This window comes from Streptomyces sp. T028, assembly GCF_048159505.1.
Taxonomy (GTDB): domain Bacteria; phylum Actinomycetota; class Actinomycetes; order Streptomycetales; family Streptomycetaceae; genus Streptomyces.
Map to the genome: position 1 here is coordinate 150209 of NZ_JBLRVZ010000026.1, position 14553 is coordinate 164761.

Genomic DNA, 14553 nt, shown 5'->3' on the forward strand with positions numbered 1-14553 from the left:
TAACAGTCGTCACAGGAGATCGCCATGACCGTCATCACCGTGAACACCCCGACGGGCCGTCTGAGCCTCGAGCAGCGCCGCACCCTGGCGGAGACCCTGACGGACGCGGTGCTCGTGCCCGAGGTCGGTCAGTTCGCTCCGCCCGCCCGGGCCGGGTTCCAGGTGCACTTCGTGGAGCGCGAGCCGGACATGATGGCGATCGGCGGGCGCCTGCTGGTGGATGCCGGTCAGGCGCCCGACGTCATGGTGATCGACGTGGCCGTCATGGACGGCGACTGGCGCCAGGAAGTGCGCACGGAGGTCGTCGAACGCCTGCTGGCCGCACTGGCCGAGGCCTGCGGGCTGCCGTCGCCCTCCCCGGCCTGGTGGGTGAACTTCCGGGTCATCGAAGAGGGCAGCTGGGGCTCGAGCGGAGGCGTCCTGTCGATCCTCTCCCTCCTGGAGAGCGGCGTGTTCACCGAGGAGAAGGCGAAGGCGATCCGCGCGGCGATCGCGGGCTGACACGGCGGGACGGCGGGACACCCTCCGCCATCAGGCCGGGCGCCCGAGCGCCCCGGCGAGCACCGCTTCGAGCTGTCGCGCGACCCGGTCCAGGGGCTGCGCGCTGCGCTGGGCGCGGCACATGGCGATGGCCCCCTCGACGGCCGCCACCACCAGGGCCGCGAGTTCCGGCGCCCGTTCGGGGGCGGTACCGTGCTCGCACAGCGACTCGGTGAGCAGCCGCTGCCAGGTGTCGAAGGCCTCGGCCGCGGCGACGAGCGCGGGCGGGATCTCGCCGTCCGGCGGCTCCTCCACGGACACGGCCAGCACGGGGCAGCCGGCCCGGAAGTCGCTCTTGACGACGATGCCGCGCCACAGTCCCAGAAAGGCCCTCACCCCGGCGACCGGTCCCGCCTCCAGCTCCTTTTGCAGGATGCGGGCGACCGCCTCACCGCCGTACCGCACCGCCTCGGTCGCCAGCTGCCGCTTGCCCTCGGGGAAGTAGTGGTACGTCGAGCCGAGCGGCGCCTTGGCGTGCTTGGCCACCTCCCGGATGCTCGCGGCGTTCAGACCGCGCCTGCTGATCAGGTCGGCGGCGCCTGCCACGATGCGCTCCCGCGACGGCGTACTGGACTTTGCCACGACCGCACTCCTCTCCGGCCGCACCGATCCGGCCACACCCCACTGGCTATAACGCTCGTCATAGTCTAGCCTGGCCGCTGACTATAACGACTGTCATAGACCGCGTGCGGCCGAAGGGAGGCTCCGTCATGCCGATGATCCGGCTCACCGTCCCGTCCGGCGCCCTCACCGAGCAGGGCCGCGCGAGCATCCAGAAGGACCTGGCCGCCGTACTGCTGCGCTGGGAGGGCGCGCCCGACACCACGTTCTTCCGCGCCCTCGCGTGGAGTTACCTCGTCGAGCTGCCGGAAGGGGCTCAGACGACCGCCGAGGACCACGAGCCCCGTTTCCTGGTGGAGGTCACGGTGCCCGAGGGCACCCTGTCCGAGCGGCGCAGGGCCGGTCTGGTCGAGGACGCCACGCGGACGGTGCTCGAAGCGGCCGGGCTCGGACAGGCCGACGCCCTGCGGGTATGGGTGTGGGTGCACGAGCAGCCCGACGGCACCTGGGGCGCGGGCGGCTCGGTCGTCCGGTACGCCGACCTGGTGGCGCCGGCGAAGGACCAGCGGGCCGGTGCGTGAACCGACCCACTTCGGCCGAACCCCTCGACACCGTACGACCGACAGGAGCGGAACTGGACCGGCAGCGGGCGGCGATCGCCGCACTCGGCCATGAGCTGCGCACTCTGGTGGAGGCCACCGCGCGCACCGCGGCCCCGGCCGAGGTTCTCCACCGGGTCACGGACGGCGTGCGCCGGCTCACCGGTCAGCTGACCGGACGGCACCGTGCCCGGGCGGAGATCCCGGACGTGGACGAGTTCCCGGGAGGCGTACGGATGTACAGCCCCGTCACCGGGGAGGGCAGCCCGTTGGCGCCGCCTGTGCGGGTGACGCGGGACGAGGACGGCGGCGTCACAGGGCAGTGCGCTCTCGGCCCGGGTCACCGGCACCGAGGACCGCAAGATCTTCGTGACCGGCTCGATCGGCCTTGTGGAGGACCCCTCCACCGTGCTGGTCACGGGGGAGGGCGTCTTCGTCTCGCCCGACCCCGAGCGCACCCGCGCCCTGTTCCCACGGGCGCGGGTCTGAGCACGGGTCAGACGTTACGCCGGTACTGGCCGCCCACCTCGAAGAACGCGTCGGTGATCTGCTGGAGGGAGCAGACGCGGGCGGCGTCCATGAGGACGGCGAAGACGTTGCGGTCGTTCACCGCGGCGTCCTTCAGGGCGGCCAGGGCCGCGTGCGCCTGGTCGCGGTGTCCGGCCTGGTAGTCGCGGACCCGCTGGAGCTGGGAGTGCTTCTCCTCCTCGGTGGCGCGGGCGAGTTCGATCACGCCGGGTTCGGTGGTGTCGGCGTGGGGGTTGCGGAAGGTGTTGACGCCGATGAGGGGCAGGCTGCCGTCGTGCTTGCGCTGTTCGTAGAGCATCGACTCGTCCTGGATCCGGCCGCGCTGGTAGCCGGTCTCCATGGCACCGAGCACGCCGCCGCGTTCGTTGATCCGCTCGAACTCCTTCAGCACGGCCTCCTCGACCAGGTCGGTGAGTTCGTCGATGACGAAGGAGCCCTGGAGGGGGTTCTCGTTCATCGCCAGGCCCCACTCCCGGTTGATGATCAGCTGGATGGCCAGGGCGCGGCGGACGGAGTCCTCGGTGGGGGTGGTGACGGCCTCGTCGTAGGCGTTGGTGTGCAGGCTGTTGCAGTTGTCGTAGATCGCGATGAGGGCCTGGAGGGTGGTGCGGATGTCGTTGAAGTCCATCTCCTGGGCGTGCAGGGAGCGTCCGGAGGTCTGGACGTGGTACTTCAGTTTCTGGGAACGCTCGTTCGCGCCGTACTTCTCCTTCATCGCCACCGCCCAGATCCGGCGGGCGACCCGGCCCAGCACGCTGTACTCGGGGTCCATGCCGTTGGAGAAGAAGAAGGAGAGGTTGGGGGCGAAGTCGTCGATGTGCATGCCGCGGGCGAGGTAGGCCTCGACGTAGGTGAAGCCGTTGGCGAGGGTGAAGGCGAGCTGGCTGATCGGGTTCGCGCCCGCTTCGGCGATGTGGTAGCCGGAGATGGACACCGAGTAGAAGTTGCGGACCTTGCGCTCGATGAACCACTCCTGGATGTCGGCCATCATCCGCAGGGAGAACTCGGTGGAGAACAGGCAGGTGTTCTGGCCCTGGTCCTCCTTGAGGATGTCCGCCTGCACGGTGCCGCGCACGTTCGCCAGGGCGCGGGCGCTCAGCTCGGCGGCTTCCTGGGTGTTCGGCTCGCGGCCCTCGGCGGTACGGAAGGCCTCCGCCTGCTGGTCGATCGCCGTGTTGAGGAAGAAGGCGAGAATCGTGGGCGCGGGGCCGTTGATCGTCATGGAGACCGAGGTGGTGGGGGCGACCAGGTCGAAGCCGTCGTAGAGCGCCTTCATGTCGTCCAGGGTGGCCACGGAGACGCCGGAGGTGCCGACTTTGCCGTAGATGTCGGGGCGCTCGTCGGGGTCGCGGCCGTAGAGGGTGACGGAGTCGAAGGCGGTGGACAGCCGGGTGGCGGGCTGGCCCTCGGAGAGCAGCTTGAAGCGGCGGTTGGTGCGGAACGGGTCGCCCTCGCCGGCGAACATCCGGGCCGGGTCCTCGCCGTCACGCTTGAAGGGGAACACCCCGGCGGTGAAGGGGAAGGAGCCGGGCAGGTTCTCCCGGCGCCAGAACCGCACCAGCTCACCGTGGTCGGTGAAACGGGGCAGGGCGACCCGGGGGACCTTGTTGCCGGAAAGGGACTCGCGGGTCAGCCTGGTGCGGATCTCCTTGTCGCGGACCTTCACCACCTGCTCGTCACCGGAGTAGGAGGCGATGACGGCGGGCCAGTTCTCGATCTGCTCCGCAACGTCGGGGTCGAGTTGCCTGCGGGCGGTCCTGGCCAGCGCGTCGACGCCCTCGATGCCAGAGCCCGTCGCTGCGAGCTCGTCCCGCACCATCTCCAGACGCTGCAACCGCCGTGCTGCCTCGGCCAGTTGGGCCGTCCGCGTGTGATAGGCGCGGACCGTGTCGGTGATCTCGGCGAGATAGCGCACCCGGTCCGCCGGCACGACCTGCCGGATGCCCGAGGAATGGCGCACATCGACGGGTGCCAGGGCGGCTTCCACCAGGGGCAGGCCGTGGGCGGCCAGGCCCGCCTTGAGGTGCTGGTAGAGGGCGGTGACGCCGTCGTCGTTGAAGGTGGCGGCGGAGGTGCCGTACACCGGCAGGTCCTCGGGCCGCCGGCCGAACGCCTCGCGGTTACGGACCAGTTGGCGGCCCACATCCCGCAACGCGTCCTTCGCGCCGCGCCGCTCGAACTTGTTGATCGCCACGACATCGGCGAAATCGAGCATGTCGATCTTCTCGAGCTGCGAGGCGGCGCCGAACTCCGGCGTCATCACGTACAGCGAGGCATCGACGAACGGCACGATCGCCGCGTCGCCCTGCCCGATGCCCGGCGTCTCCACGATCACCAGGTCGAACCCGGCCGCCTTCACCACGTTGATCACGTCGGCGAGGTGTTCGGGCAGTTCGTGGCTGCCGCGGGTGGCGAGGCTGCGGAAGAACACCCGGTTGCCGTCGAGGGAGTTCATCCGGATGCGGTCGCCGAGCAGCGCGCCCCCGCCCCGGCGCCGGCTGGGGTCGACCGCGATCACCGCGATGCGCAGCTTGTCCTGCTGGTCGGCCCGGAAACGGCGCACGAGTTCGTCGGTGAGCGACGACTTGCCGGAGCCGCCGGTGCCGGTGATGCCGAGTACCGGGACGGTCCGGGTCGTGGCCCGCAGCTGTTCCAGAAACTCCGGGGGCAGTTTGCCGAGCTCGGCGCCGGTGATCGCCCGGGCTACGGCGAAACGGTCACCGGCGAGTACGCCCGCGACGTCGGCGGGCCTGCCGTCCCACAGGTCGACGTCGCATTCCTTGACCACCGAGTTGACCATTCCGGCCAGTCCCATGCGCTGCCCGTCCTCGGGCGAGAAGATCGTCACCCCGCTGTCGCGCAGCCGGGCGATCTCCTCGGGCACGATGACGCCGCCCCCGCCGCCCACCACGCGCACATGTCCGGCGCCGCGGGCGCGCAGCGACTCGACCAGGTACTCGAAGTACTCGACGTGCCCGCCCTGATAGGACGAGACCGCCACACCGTGGACGTCCTCCTCCAGCGCCGCGTCCACGACCTCCTGAACCGACCTGTTGTGTCCGAGATGGATCACCTCGGCCCCCTGGGACTGGAAGATCCGGCGCATGATGTTGATCGACGCGTCATGCCCGTCGAACAGGGCGGCGGCGGTGACCAGGCGGACGGGGTGCACAGGACGGTGCAGTTCGCTCATGGCGAGGCCTTCCCAAAAGACGTGTCGGGGAGCACAGACACCGAAAATACTAGGACGTCCTAGTATTTATTGAGCGCGCCGCACGGTGTGAGGAGTCGCACAGATAGTAGGACGTCCTACTATCCCTACGATCTCCGTGACAGCACGCGAGAGGGGATACGCATGACGGACACCGAGAAGATCGTGATCCTCGACGGGGCCCGCACCCCGATTGGAAGCTTCGGCGGAGTGTTCAAGGACGTACCCGGCTTCGAACTCGGCGCGGCCGCGGCGCGGGAGGCCCTCGTACGGTCCGGCGTCCGTGCGGAGGACATCGACGAGGTGGTCATGGGGTGCATCGGCCAGGTGGGCCCGGACGCCTACAACGCCCGCCGGGTCGCGATCGCCGCCGGGCTACCGCGGAGCGTGCCCGCCTACACCGTCAACCGCCTGTGCGGCAGCGGGCTTCAGGCCATCTGGTCGGCCGCCATGCAGATGCGGTGGGGTGGGGTGGACTTCGCCCTGGCGGGCGGCAACGAGTCGATGACCCGGATGCCGTTCTACGACTTCGGGGCACGGTCGGGTTACAAGCTGGGGGACCGCAAGCTGGCGGACGGCACGGTGATGATGCTCACCGACCCGTTCCACGGGATCCACATGGGCGTGACGGCGGAGAACGTGGCGACGAAGTACGACGTGTCGCGTGAGCGGCAGGACGAGTTCGCCGTGGAGTCCCAGCGGCGCGCGGCGACGGACGCGGCCCGTGCCGCGTTCACCGAGGAGATCGTGCCGGTGGAGTCCGGCGGCCGGAAGCCGGTCACGGTAGGCGAGGACGAACACCCGCGGCCGGAAACGACGTTGGAGACGCTGGCCAAGCTGCGTCCGGCGTTCGCGGAGGGCGGCACCGTCACGGCGGGCAACACCTCGGGCATCAACGACGGGGGCGCCGCCGTGGTGCTGGCCCGGGAGTCGGCGGCACGCGAACGGGGCCTGACCGGGCTCGTGTCCCTCGAATCCGTGGCGACCGCGGCCATGGAGCCCGAACTCATGGGCTACGCCCCCGTGTTGGCCCTCAAGAAGCTGTTCGCGCAGACCGGCACCACCCCCGGGGACATCGACACGGTCGAGCTGAACGAGGCGTTCGCCTCCCAGGCGGTGGCGGTGATCCGCGACGCCGGACTGGACCCGGAGAAGACCAATCCGTACGGCGGTGCCATCGCCCTGGGCCATCCGGTGGGCGCGACCGGCGCGATCCTGTCCCTGCGCGTGGCCAAGGACCTGGTCCGCCGGGACCTCGAACTCGGCGTCGTCACCATGTGCATCGGCGGTGGTCAGGCACTGGCCGCGCTCTTCCGCAGGGTGCGCTGAGCGCCGTAGCCCCCGACGACCCTTGCTAAGCGGACCGCTGTCCGTTACTTTCACCGAAGTAACGGACAGTGGTCCGCTTAGTGCGTTGCAGCGCGTTACGCGGGTTCAACCACCCCCCATCTCAAGAAAGGGTGGACATGTCCACCGAACTTTCAGACTCCACCGCGCCTCCCCCCACCGAGTCCGCCTCGGCACCTACCCGACGCACTTTCATCGCGACGACCACCGTGATCGGAGGGGTCGCCCTGGCCAGCGGCCTGGCCGCGGCCCCGCCCGCGCTCGCCACCGAGGAAGGGTCGGCCGCCGAACCACCGCCCGGCAGTCGGGTCTCCTTGAAGGTCAACGGTGTCCGGCACACCGTCACGGTCGACAACCGCACCTCGCTGCTCGACCTGCTGCGCGAACATCTGGACCTGACCGGCGCCAAGAAGGGCTGCAACGCCGGTGCCTGCGGCGCCTGTACGGTCCTGGTCGACGGACGCCGGGTCAACTCCTGTCTCACGCTGGCAGTGCGGCTGGAGGGCGCCGAAGTCACCACGATCGAGGGCCTGGAGAGGGGTGGCCGACTCCATCCGCTGCAGCAGGCGTTCATCGAGCAGGACGCCTTCCAGTGCGGCTTCTGCACCCCCGGCCAGATCGTGTCCGGCACCGCCTGCATCGCGGAGGGCCACACGGGCTCGCCGGAGGAGATCCGGGAGTGGATGAGCGGCAACCTCTGCAGGTGCGGCTGTTATCTGAAGATCGTGCGCGCGGTCGAGCAGACCGCCGATGGGAAATGAGGCCCGGTCATGCATCCCTTCACCTACACCAGGGTCTCTGACACCCGTGCGGCACTCGCCGCCGGCCGGCGCGGCGGGCGCTACATCGCGGGCGGCACCACCCTCGTCGACCTGATGCGCGAGACCGTCGAAACCCCCGACACGCTGGTCGACATCAGCGCCCTGCCCCTGCATGAGGTGACGGCCACCGAGGGCGGCGGACTGCGGATCGGCGCGCTCGTGCGGATGGCCGAGGCCGCCGCCCACCCGGCGGTGCGCGAGGCATACCCGGTGATCTCCCAGGCTCTGGAGCTGAGCGCGTCGCCCCAGCTGCGGAACATGGCGACGATCGGCGGCAACATCATGCAGCGCACCCGCTGCACCTACTTCCGCGATGTGTCCGCCAACTGCAACAAGCGCGAGCCGGGCACCGGTTGCGCGGCCCGCGACGGATTCAACCGCAGCCACGCGATCCTGGGCACGTCCGACTCCTGCGTGGCGACGCACCCCTCCGACGTGGCCGTGGCGTTCGCGGCGCTGGAGGCGAGCGTGCACCTGCTCGGCCCGGACGGGGCGCGTGAAGTACCCTTCGCGGACTTCCTGCTGGAGCCCGGCAGCACACCGAACCGCGAGCAGGCCCTGCACAAAGGCGAGTTGATTACCGCCGTGGAGATACCGGCCCACCCGCGACCGCTGCGGTCCGGCTATCTGAAGGTGCGTGACCGGCAGTCGTACGAGTTCGCCCTCACCTCGGCGGCCGTCGCACTGCACATCAAGGGCGGGGTGATCCACGCGGCGAAGGTGGCCGCCGGTGGCGTGGGCACCGTGCCGTGGAAGCTGCCCGCCGTCGAGCAGCGGCTCCTCGGTGAGCGGCCCTCGAAGTCCCTGTGGACCGAGGCGTCCGAACTGGCGGCGGACGGGGCCCGCCCCCTTCACCACAACGGCTTCAAGCCCGCGCTGCTCAGACGCACCGTCGAACGCCAGCTGCGCATCGTAGGAGGCACCAAGTGAGCCAGCCACAGGCAGCCGTCGGCGCGTCGGTAGCGCGAGTCGACGCACGGCTGAGGGTCACCGGCAAGGCGAAGTACGCCACCGACAACAGCCCCGAAGGGGTCGTGCACGCGGTGATCGTCGACAGCACGGTCGCCCTCGGCCGTATCACGGGCATCGACACCAGCGCCGCCCTCGCCCACAGCGGCGTCCTGATGGTGATGAGCCACCTCAACGCACCCGAGCTCCCGCCTCGGCAGGGCCCGATGCCGCCCGCCGGGGCGCTGCGCGCCTTCCAGGACGACCAGATCCGGTTCTTCGGGCAGCCGATCGCGGTCGCGGTGGCGACCACCCTGGAGGCGGCACAGCACGCGGCGAGCCTGGTGAAGATCGCCTACGACGCCAAGACGCCCTCCACCGACATCAGCACCGCGCCCACACCCGCCCCCACCCTCACCTATGCGCGCGGCGACGCGGACGCGGCCTTCAAGAGCTCCGCCGTCCGGCTCGAGTCGACGTACCGGATGTCCCGCAACCACCACAACCCGATGGAGCCCGCCGGCACCGTCGCCCGCTGGGACGGTGACCACCTCACGCTCTGGGAGAAGACCAACTGGGTGCAGGGCACCCTGATGGTCATGGCCAACGAGCTCGGCATGCCGATGAGCAAGATCCGCGTCATCGCGCCGTACGTCGGCGGCGGCTTCGGCAGCTCCGGCCGCTGCTGGCCGCACACCCTCATCACGGCCATGGTGGCCCGCGAGCTGAAACGCCCCGTGAAACTCACCCTCACCCGCAGGCAGACGTACTTCAACGTGGGCTACCGGCCCGCCTACGAGTACGGGCTACGCGTGGGCAGCGACCGGCGGGGACGCCTCACCGCGTCGGATCACGACGTCCGCGCGGAGTCCGCCGTCGCCGAGACGCACATCGAGGGTGTGCTCATGCCCGGACAGATGCTCTACAGCACACCCAACGTCAGCCAGGCGTACCAGCACATTCGGCTGGACGTGAACCCACCGGCGTACATGCGCGGTCCCGGCTACTCCAGTGGCGCGTTCCCCATCGAGTCGACGATGGACGAGCTCGCCCACAAGCTGGGCATCGACCCGATCGAGGTGCGACTGCGCAACGAACCCGCCGACGACCAGTCCAGCGGGCTGCCGTTCTCCAGCCGCCGGCTGCGCGACTGCTACACCGTGGGCGCCCGGGAGTTCGGCTGGGAGCGGCGCAACCCCGGGCCGCGCTCGGTGCGTGACGGTGACTGGTTGATCGGCAGGGGGATGGCCGCCGGTGTCTACGACACTCAGCGCGGCGCGTCCCAGGCCTCGGTCCGGCTCGATGCCGACGGCACCGCCCTGCTGCAGTCCGCCACCAGTGACATGGGTCCCGGCACGGCCACCTCCATGACCCAGGTCGCGGCCGACGCCCTCGGTCTGACCATGCGTCAGGTGACCTTCCGGCTGGGTGACTCCCTCATGCCCCCGGCCACCATTCACGCTGGCTCGCGGACCATGGCCAGCGTCGGCTCCGCCGTCCAGGACGGCTGCGACAAGCTACGCAACCAGGCCATCACGCTCGCAGTCGGCGACGAGGGATCGCCGCTGCACGGCGTCGACCCCGTCGATGTCGTGGTGCGCGGCGGCCGACTGCACGTGAAGAACGACCCCACGCGCGGGGAGACGTACCGGCAGCTCCTGGCCCGCAACGATCTCACCCACCTCGAAGCGCTCGGCTCCTACGCCGGGGCGCCCACGACGGAGAGGTTCTCCCTCTACGCCTACGCCGCGACCTTCGCGGAGGTGGCGGTCGACGCCCGCCTCGGCCTGGTGCGGGTGCGGCGCATGGTCGGGGTGTACGACGCCGGCCGGATCATCAGCCCGAAGCTCTCGGACAGCCAGGCAATCGGGGCCATGGTGGGCGGCATCGGCCAGGCTCTGCTGGAGCACACGGTCACCGACCACCGCGACGGCCGGATCGTCAACGCCAGCCTCGCCGACTACCTCGTGCCGGTCCACGCCGACATTCCCGCCGACCTGAAGGCGGTCTTCATCGACGGACAGGACTACGAGGCCGACCCGATCGGTGTCAAGGGGCTCGGAGAGATCGTCATCGTCGGTGTGGCGCCCGCCATCGCCAACGCGGTCTTCAACGCCACTGGCCGCCGGATCCGCGAACTGCCGATCACTCCCGAAGCCCTGCTCTGAGCACGTCAGGGCCACCGCATGGCCCACTATGCTGTCCCAATCGGACACCAGTCCGATACTGGGTTCACCGTGTCGGGGGCCCGTACCCGTCGGGAGAGGCCCCCGACAGGGCCCGGAGGGAGGGCGAGTGGAGTCGCGGAACGACGCGCCTCAGCGCTCGGACGCGCTGCGCAATCGCGAGCGCATCCTGGAGGTGGCGCTGGCGGAACTGTCACGTGCGGCTGACGTCCCGCTGAGCGTCATCGCCAAGAAGGCGGGTGTCGGACAGGGGACGTTCTACCGCAATTTTCCCAACCGTGACGCGCTCGTCCTGGAGGTACATCGCAACGAGGTGCAGCAACTCGCCCAGAGCGCGAAGGAGTTGCTGAAGAGCAGGGAACCCGACCGGGCCCTACGGGAGTGGATGGACCACCTCGCCCGCTTCGCCGTGACCAAAGCCGGTCTGGCCGACGCGTTGCGCAATGCCACGAGCGCGACGGGCGGACCGGAAAGGCCCGGGTACAGCCTGGTGGACGACGCGATCCAACTGCTGCTCGACGCCAATCATGAGCTCGGCGCCATCCGCCCGGGAGTGACCTCGGAGGACTTCCTCCTCGCCATCGCCGGCCTCTGGCAGATCGGCCTGAGCGAGGAGCGGCATGCCCGGGCCGCCCGCCTCTTGGACCTCGTGATGGACGGACTGCGGGCGGGAGCGCCCGGGCCGGCGGCTCACACGCCGCCGCGCAGGCTTCCGTAGAGCGACTCCAGCCGCCTGGCGAGTGCCGCGGCGGCTCGCTCACCAGCCTCCGCGGAGCTGTTGGTCCCGGAGATGCCCAGATAGTCCCCGGCGAGTCGGATGACGTCGTCCGGATCGGCCGATGACCGCAGCTCCGCCACCGTGCGGTAGAAGCCGACGTGTCGGGCGTTGGTGGCGGTCTCCCAGCGCTCGATCTCGGCGAACTCCAGATCTTCGGAGAGCCCGGGGATGATCGTCTCCATCTCGCGGATCATCTCGGGCAAGAGGTCGCCGTCCGGTCGCCCCAAGGCCTTCTTGGCGTAGTCGTCGACCCAGTGTCCGGAGACCACGGCCTTTCCCTTCGGCACGGATTGCGGCATGGCCCTGGAGTCGACGTTCGTGATCCCGAGACCGAGCCCCGCGCCGCTCGGGACGGCGACCATGGTGGGAACGTGCACCGGATCCCGGCGCAGCCCAAAGATCCCCTTCAGGACACTGCCGTATGGAATGGACTCAATCAACTCACGCTGCCGGTCCGTCAGTTCGGGATAGATCCGCAGCACCGTGGGCCCATCGACCGCGATGACACAGCCACGGCTCTCGATGACATGCTCTCCCGCCGCGTCCTGCCACACGGTACGGACTCCGGATCCGATGTGACTGATGGACGACACCGTCGCGTCGGTCCGGACATGGACCAGGGAGGCGAGCCGCCTGGCGAGGAAGTCGATGCCGTTCGGGTATTCCATGGGCCCGCCCTCGGCGAACTTTCCCACCGTCAGGAAGAAGTCGACGACCGACATCGTGGACGGCTCGGAGAGATAGATCCCGCGCAGTAGCGGATCGATGACGTACTCGTAGATCTCCTGGTTGAGGCGTCGTTCGGCGTACGAGGCGACGGACTCGGTGTCGAGGCGGCCGGCCGCCTCGAAGTCGTCGTGCCCGAGCCGGCGCCGCCAGCGGAGCAGGTCGGTCAGAAGGCGGCGCAGCAGCAGCTTGCTCCGCCAGGAGAGCAGGTCGGTGCGGACTCCGCGTACCGCGGCGCCGATTCCGTCGCCGCCCAGGGGCAGCACCCTTCCCTCGCGTGGGATGCCGAAGCTGAGGGGCGCGAGCTTGAACGAGTCGGCGAGTCCGGCATCCGCGGCCAGCTGGGTCAGTACGGTGAAGGCCTGGGGAATCATGGTCGCGCCGCGGTTGAGGACGTAGCCGTCGCGCACCCTGCTCGCCATCTTCCCGCCCACGTGGTCGGCGGCTTCGAGCACAGTGACGTCCCAGCCCCGCCGCTGGAGCCGAAAGGCCGCGGTGAGCCCCGAGATGCCCGCGCCGACGACCACGACGTCCGTACGACGTCCGGTACCGGCTGGTTCGCCCTCCGCCTTGGTCCTCGTACGGTCAGCGTCCCGCATCGACGGCCTCCGTCCGGGCCCGCTCGATGAGTTGCTCGGCGGCGATGTACCCGAAGGCCGACGACTGCCCGAGGGAGATGCCGCCGCCCGGGTACTTGTCGCCCATGCAGCTCGCGGCGGCGGTGCCGCAGGCGTACAGGCCCTCGATGGGCGCGCCGTCCGTTCCGACCACGCGGGCGTGTTCGTCCGTGAGGAGTCCGCCGGCGCTGCCGACGTCCGTCGGGAACATCTTCGCCGCGTAGAACGGGGCCTTCTCGATCGGCCCCAGGCAGGGGTTGGGGCCGTTGTACGTCGGGTCGCCGTAGGCCCGGTCGTAGGCGTTGCCGCCCCGGCCGAAGTCCTCGTCGACACCGGCGACGGCCATCTTGTTGAAGCGCTCGACGGTGTGGACCAGGCCGTCCGGGTCGACGCCGCATTTCTCGGCGAGTTCCCGCAGCGAGTCGGCCTTGACGAGGTGCCCGCTCCTGAGCCATGCGCGCGGCGGGACCATCGGCGGGTACTGCCCGAGCGGCCACCTGCGACGGTGCTCGGCGTCGATGATCAGGTAGGCCGGTATGGCGGGCACGCTCTGCTGGCGGGCGTACTGGTCGTTGCCGAGGGCCATGTAGGACTGGGCCTCGTCGGCGAAGCGGGAGCCGCTGCGGTCGACGAGGATCGAGCCGGGCACCACGCGCTCGGTGATGAAGATCTGGCAGACGCCGTCCTTGTCCATCAGGCCCGGCAGGTAGTAGGCCTTGTCGAGATTCGCGGTCGCGGCACCGAGCGCGGTCGCGGCCAGGAACGCGTCACCGGTGTCCCCCTCGTTGACCGCGGTCCAGTCGGTGCTCGCGGGATGCGGCCCGAACTTCTGCAACAGCTCCAGGTTGTGGCGGAATCCGCCGGACGCGAGAAGGACGCCGTACCGGGCGCGAAGGGCCATGCGGCCGGCGGGCTGGTCGACGACGACGCCCCTGACGCGTCCCCCCTCGTGGATCAGTTCGAGCATCGGGCTGTTGAGGGCGATGCGCAGCTCGCGCCGCTGCGCGACCTTGAGCAGATGGCCGATGTACGACTGCCCCATGATCAGCGGCTTCACGCCGTTCAGCTTCCACTTGAGCGTCCGGGCCACGATCTTCCCGGCACCCAGCCGGGCCTTCCAGCTGACACCGGCGTTGAGGAGGGAACGGAACTCGGGGATCGACGCCAGCACCATGCCCGCGGTGATGTCGGGGCGGGGGCGCGGGAGGTCCTGCCAGGGGCCGAGTTCCCGGGCGTCGAGCCATGGGGTGGCGACGATCCGCTGGTCGTGGGCGCCGGGGGCTTCGGGGTGGTAGTCGGGGTAGTCGGGTGCGATGGAGAGGGGAACACCTTCCTCCAACAGGAAATCGATCATCCGCGCGCCTCCGCGGACGTACGCCTCCTGGCGGCCGATGCTTGTCGCCGGCCCCTGGTCGCCGACGACGGACTGGAGGTAGCGGACTCCGTCCTCCGCCGTGTCCTTCACCCCGGCCCGGCGCATCACGGGGTTGTCGGGCACCCAGATAGCGCCGTGCGACAGGGCCGTGGTTCCACCCACGACCCCGCTCTTCTCCAACACGATGGTGTCCAACCCCGCGGCCTTCGCCGCGAGTCCGGCGACGAGTCCGCCGCAGCCCGACCCGACGACGATCACATCGACTTCGTTAGGGGTGTCGGGGGCAACCCTCTGGACGCCGTCAACTCCGTGCATG

At 69.9% G+C, this 14553-nt stretch carries 11 protein-coding genes; 7 read left to right on the plus strand and 4 right to left on the minus strand.

What is annotated here, in order from left to right; all coding sequences use genetic code 11:
* Positions 1-24: 24 nt before the first annotated feature.
* On the plus strand, positions 25-501 hold the full coding sequence (locus ACLZN2_RS24570; RefSeq protein WP_416981165.1) for a tautomerase family protein: 477 nt from the start codon (positions 25-27) through the stop codon (positions 499-501).
* A gap of 30 nt (positions 502-531) precedes the next feature.
* On the opposite strand, the gene ACLZN2_RS24575 is transcribed toward ACLZN2_RS24570, so the two are convergent.
* Positions 532-1122 (minus strand): TetR/AcrR family transcriptional regulator, encoded by a 591-nt coding sequence (locus ACLZN2_RS24575; RefSeq protein WP_416981166.1) that lies wholly within the window; start codon positions 1120-1122, stop codon positions 532-534.
* A 128-nt stretch (positions 1123-1250) separates the two neighbouring features.
* Between ACLZN2_RS24575 and ACLZN2_RS24580 the strand changes: the two genes are divergently transcribed.
* Positions 1251-1682: a tautomerase family protein gene (locus tag ACLZN2_RS24580; RefSeq protein ID WP_416981167.1), complete on the plus strand. Its 432-nt coding sequence runs from the start codon at positions 1251-1253 to the stop codon at positions 1680-1682.
* 514 nt (positions 1683-2196) lie between these two features.
* On the opposite strand, the gene icmF is transcribed toward ACLZN2_RS24580, so the two are convergent.
* The gene (gene icmF / locus ACLZN2_RS24585) at positions 2197-5421 is read right to left on the minus strand and encodes a fused isobutyryl-CoA mutase/GTPase IcmF (protein ID WP_416981168.1); all 3225 of its coding nucleotides are present in this window, start codon (positions 5419-5421) and stop codon (positions 2197-2199) included.
* A 162-nt stretch (positions 5422-5583) separates the two neighbouring features.
* Here icmF and ACLZN2_RS24590 point away from each other — a divergent pair, with 162 nt between their 5' ends.
* The 5 genes from ACLZN2_RS24590 (at position 5584) to ACLZN2_RS24610 (ending at position 11459) form a co-directional block, all read left to right on the plus strand.
* The gene (locus tag ACLZN2_RS24590; protein WP_416981169.1) at positions 5584-6768 is read left to right on the plus strand and encodes a thiolase family protein; all 1185 of its coding nucleotides are present in this window, start codon (positions 5584-5586) and stop codon (positions 6766-6768) included.
* A gap of 137 nt (positions 6769-6905) precedes the next feature.
* Positions 6906-7547, plus strand: a complete 642-nt coding sequence (locus tag ACLZN2_RS24595; protein ID WP_416981170.1) for a (2Fe-2S)-binding protein — start codon at positions 6906-6908, stop codon at positions 7545-7547.
* Positions 7548-7556: 9 nt separating this feature from the next.
* Complete coding sequence (locus tag ACLZN2_RS24600) at positions 7557-8537, plus strand: FAD binding domain-containing protein (protein ID WP_416981171.1); 981 nt, start codon at positions 7557-7559, stop codon at positions 8535-8537.
* Positions 8534-10723 (plus strand): xanthine dehydrogenase family protein molybdopterin-binding subunit, encoded by a 2190-nt coding sequence (locus ACLZN2_RS24605; protein WP_416981172.1) that lies wholly within the window; start codon positions 8534-8536, stop codon positions 10721-10723. The genes ACLZN2_RS24600 and ACLZN2_RS24605 overlap by 4 nt, the downstream gene beginning before the upstream one ends.
* 127 nt (positions 10724-10850) lie before the next feature.
* Entirely contained in the window at positions 10851-11459 is a 609-nt protein-coding gene (locus ACLZN2_RS24610; protein ID WP_416981173.1) for a TetR/AcrR family transcriptional regulator, read from the plus strand.
* On the opposite strand, the gene ACLZN2_RS24615 is transcribed toward ACLZN2_RS24610, so the two are convergent.
* Both ACLZN2_RS24615 and ACLZN2_RS24620 read right to left on the minus strand, forming a co-directional pair.
* On the minus strand, positions 11432-12844 hold the full coding sequence (locus ACLZN2_RS24615; RefSeq protein WP_416981174.1) for a protoporphyrinogen/coproporphyrinogen oxidase: 1413 nt from the start codon (positions 12842-12844) through the stop codon (positions 11432-11434). The two genes, ACLZN2_RS24610 and ACLZN2_RS24615, sit on opposite strands and share 28 nt — an antisense overlap.
* Positions 12831-14552, minus strand: coding sequence for an FAD-binding protein (locus tag ACLZN2_RS24620; RefSeq protein WP_416981175.1), 1722 nt, complete (start codon positions 14550-14552; stop codon positions 12831-12833). Before ACLZN2_RS24620 ends, ACLZN2_RS24615 begins: the two co-directional genes overlap by 14 nt.
* Position 14553: the final 1 nt, after the last annotated feature.

Excerpts from the sequence above, each read along its gene's own strand:
- ACLZN2_RS24595 (WP_416981170.1), top strand. The coding sequence starts at position 6,906 with ATGTCCACCGAACTTTCAGACTCCACCGCGCCTCCCCCCACCGAGTCC.
- ACLZN2_RS24600 (WP_416981171.1), top strand. The coding sequence starts at position 7,557 with ATGCATCCCTTCACCTACACCAGGGTCTCTGACACCCGTGCGGCACTC.
- ACLZN2_RS24570 (WP_416981165.1), top strand. The coding sequence starts at position 25 with ATGACCGTCATCACCGTGAACACCCCGACGGGCCGTCTGAGCCTCGAG.
- icmF (WP_416981168.1), bottom strand. The coding sequence starts at position 5,421 with ATGAGCGAACTGCACCGTCCTGTGCACCCCGTCCGCCTGGTCACCGCC.
- ACLZN2_RS24620 (WP_416981175.1), bottom strand. The coding sequence starts at position 14,552 with ATGCACGGAGTTGACGGCGTCCAGAGGGTTGCCCCCGACACCCCTAAC.
- ACLZN2_RS24615 (WP_416981174.1), bottom strand. The coding sequence starts at position 12,844 with ATGCGGGACGCTGACCGTACGAGGACCAAGGCGGAGGGCGAACCAGCC.
- ACLZN2_RS24580 (WP_416981167.1), top strand. The coding sequence starts at position 1,251 with ATGCCGATGATCCGGCTCACCGTCCCGTCCGGCGCCCTCACCGAGCAG.
- ACLZN2_RS24590 (WP_416981169.1), top strand. The coding sequence starts at position 5,584 with ATGACGGACACCGAGAAGATCGTGATCCTCGACGGGGCCCGCACCCCG.